The sequence below is a fragment of the Streptomyces sp. NPDC029466 genome, from assembly GCF_055574515.1.
Window position 1 is genome coordinate 1 of sequence record NZ_JBVHZH010000115.1, and the last position, 3,152, is coordinate 3,152.

Annotated in this window: 4 protein-coding genes; 2 read left to right on the top strand and 2 right to left on the bottom strand. The window is 70.1% G+C overall.

Annotation, left to right across the window (positions count from 1 at the left end; translation table 11 throughout):
- Positions 1–286: SDR family NAD(P)-dependent oxidoreductase (locus tag ACZ4XD_RS37310; RefSeq protein ID WP_468050001.1), on the bottom strand; the 286-nt coding region annotated here is incomplete at its 3' end.
- 588 nt (positions 287–874) lie between these two features.
- Entirely contained in the window at positions 875–1,867 is a 993-nt protein-coding gene (locus tag ACZ4XD_RS37315; protein WP_468050003.1) for an Acg family FMN-binding oxidoreductase, read from the bottom strand.
- Positions 1,868–2,095: 228 nt separating this feature from the next.
- On the opposite strand from ACZ4XD_RS37315, the gene ACZ4XD_RS37320 reads away from it, so the two are divergent.
- Together ACZ4XD_RS37320 and ACZ4XD_RS37325 are read left to right on the top strand one after the other, a co-directional pair.
- The gene (locus tag ACZ4XD_RS37320) at positions 2,096–2,776 is read left to right on the top strand and encodes a CBS domain-containing protein (protein WP_468050005.1); all 681 of its coding nucleotides are present in this window, start codon (positions 2,096–2,098) and stop codon (positions 2,774–2,776) included.
- Positions 2,773–3,152, top strand: a 380-nt coding sequence (locus tag ACZ4XD_RS37325) for a universal stress protein (protein WP_468050007.1), incomplete at its 3' end; no start/stop codon positions are given. The genes ACZ4XD_RS37320 and ACZ4XD_RS37325, both read left to right, overlap by 4 nt.

The following is a 3,152-nucleotide window of genomic DNA, read 5'->3' on the forward strand; positions in this document are numbered from 1 at the left end:
CGGTGTCGCCGACCTCACCACCCCGCCCGATCCCGGCGTTGAGCACCACACCATCAAGTCTCCCGTACGCCGTCACCGTCGTCTCCACGAGCTCGCGCACGGCCTCGGGGTCGGCGGCATCGGAAGGGTGAGCCAGCGCTCCGGTCTCCTCGGCCACCCGGCGCAGTGGCTCGGGCCGCCGTCCGGAGATCACGACCTGGTGCCCGGCCGTGCGCAGCAGCCGGGCGGTGGCGGCCCCGATTCCCGTTCCCCCGCCCGTCACCAGGACAACACGCTGTTCCGACATGGTCGTTCGCCTCCGAAGGTGGTCAGCTTCCGGTTCCCCGCGTCGCGAGCATACGAAGCACCGCCACCGCCGGGCCGACCGGGTGCCGCTCCCGTCGGCAACGCGGCTGGGTGGGGGGCGAGGACGACCACGGCGAAGGGCAGCGGCGAGCAAAGAGCTACCGCAAGTGAGGCCGTAAGTACGGGTACTCATGCGCGCGTCGTAGGCACCGCTTACTTTCGCGAGATGACTACGAATTCGCCAGACTCGTCCGCTTCTGGCAGACGTGGCTGGTGTTGCTGCCTGACGTTCGCTGTCCTGCCGCTCGTCTGGTTGATCGCCGCTCCACTACTGCCGGAGGAGCTGGGTTGGTTCCCCTTTTGGGTGGGGGCCGTGCTGTGGAACGGAGTAGATGGCCGAGGCGGCATCAGCCATCTGTTCGGCTAGCGGACGAGGTACTGGTAGTCGGGTCCGCTGCGCGCAGGCCGAGGTGAGCCGGAGAGCACGGCGGTGTCAGGTGTGGAGCGGGACCACCCGGCGGCGGACGGGAACGGGCTGTCGGGTGATCCGGAACATGGCGATCGATGTGCTGAGCCCGTACCGCGAGCATCACGGCTTGATCGTCAACACCTGATCCACCGAGCGTCGCGGGGTCCTGGGGCCCTGTGGGCCGTACCCCAGGCGCAGGATCATGTGCACATAACCGGTGCCGGACTGCGGGTCGCGCAGGATCCATCGCAGGTCCGGCCATTCGACGGGCTGCGTCGCGAAGGAGCTGGCGAGCCCTTGGAGGGTGGCCACGAGCAGGACCCGCTCCAATGCCTGGCCGGCGCGTAGCCAGTCGGCCGGGGTGTCGCCCATGGTGCTGAGCGCTGCCAGTTGGGGGCGTTTCTCGAAGTCGGCGTAGGCGCGGTCGGGCACGGTGCCCCGGCCGGCGAAGTCCCTGACGGGGGTCGAGCCGGTGCGCTTGCGGGGTCCGAAGGCGTAGTCCGGGATGCCGTCATCGACGGCTGGTTCGGCCGCGGTGTCGTGGGTCCAGCGACGCTGTTCCGCGTCGCGGCCCTCGTCCATCCGGTTGTAGCCCTCGGCGTGCATGATCAGGTCCAGCACGGTCTCACGGTGCGGGGTGGTGAGGAAGCTCAGCTGTGCCCCTTCTCGAGCCGCGGTCTCGGCGAGAGTGGCGCGGAGGTTCTCCGGGATCTGGCGTTCCGTGAAGGGGGAGCGGCTGGTGTGGCGGTTGCGGAGGGCGGGATGGAGGCCGGGGAGGGACTCGTCCCAGTGCTCATGAGGGTCGTCCAGCCGCACGGCGGCCAGGAGTGCCGGGGCGTGCGGGTCCGGGAGGAGGGGCGTTGAGGTGCGATGGCCGGCGTGCGATGCGGCCACCCGCAGGTTCAGCAGCGCGGCGCCGCAGCCCAGGTGCAGGCCCCGGGTCGTGGGGTCGGCGTGCGGCATCGCACGCTCGAGGTCGGCGGAGAGCGTGAACGTACGGCTGCCGCGGGCGTAGCCGAAGTGCCAGGGCTGGGCGTTGTGCATGGACGGTGCCAGGACGGCGTCGGCGACGAGGGTCTTCACCAGCGTGTCGTCGAGGGTCTGGGTGAACACCGGGGCCTCCAGGACGGCGCGGACGGTGGATCGGTGGGCTCCTTCAGCTTTGCGGGGCCGAGCCGATCGCGTCAGGGGCCATAGGTCCCTTGCCGCAGACCACTCGGGCCCTTCGGGCCTGCCGGCGGGCCGATGGGGCCGAGTGGCTCATGCCGGGACAGCCCCTGCTCCGGCCACGCTGAAGATGTGGGAGCGATGCGTGGTCCACCACGGTGAAAGGAGCCGGAGATGGAGCACCGCACGATAGGTGAGTTCATGACGAGGCACGTCGTGAGCGTCGCGCTGGATACGCCGTTCAAGGACATCGCGCAGATCCTCGCGGACAACGCGGTGAGTGCCGTGCCGGTACTCGACAGCCTCGGCAGGCCGGCCGGCATCGTCTCCGAGGCCGACCTGCTGAGGAAGGCTGCTGACCAGCCCGATCTCTCCGGCAGGACGCCGTTGCCCCACCTCGAGGCGTGGGAACGGGCCCGGGCCGAAGGGCGCACCGCCGGCGAGCTCATGTCCGCTCCGGCCGTCTGCGCTCATCCGGAATGGTCCGTGGTGGAGGCGGCACGGCTGATGGAGGCACAGAACGTGAAGCGTCTGCCCGTGGTCGATGAGACGGACCTGCTGTTGGGCATCGTCAGCCGCAGCGATCTGCTGCGCGTCTTCCTCCGCCAGGACAAGGCGATCCAGGAGGAGATCTCTCGGGAGATCCTCGGGCGCACTGCCCGTCTCGGCGCGGCAGGCGTGGCCGCCGACGTCGTCCAGGGGCAGGTGGCACTGCACGGCTCCGTGGATGATCCGCTGCTGATCCCCGTTCTTGTCCGTATGTGCGCCGGCGTCGACGGCGTCGTCTCGGTCTCCGAAGACCTGAAGCCGGCCATGGCCGCCGGCTCGGCCGAGAGGAGCGGAGCACGCTCATGAAGGACCTCATCACGGTCGGTCTCGACGGCACTCTCCAGTCACTGTCCGCCGCGCTGTGGGCGGCGCGGGAGGCGGAGTTGCGCAAGGCGCGGCTGCGGCTTCTGCACGCCTGGATCCTGCTCGCCCGGGAGCCAAGCGGCGTACCGCCCGAGGAAGCGGAGGGGAATCACTGGCCGCACCGGATCACCGATGAGGCGCAGGCAGCAGTGGCGTCGTCCCACCCGGACCTTCCTGTGGACGTGAGCTTGGTCCGCGGAGACCCGTTGGACGCCCTGGCCGAGGCGGCGGAACAGTCGGACCTGCTGGTTCTCGGCTCGCGCGGCCTGGGCGCCGCCGCACGCTGCACCCTGGGTGAGATCGGTCTGGAGCTGGTGAC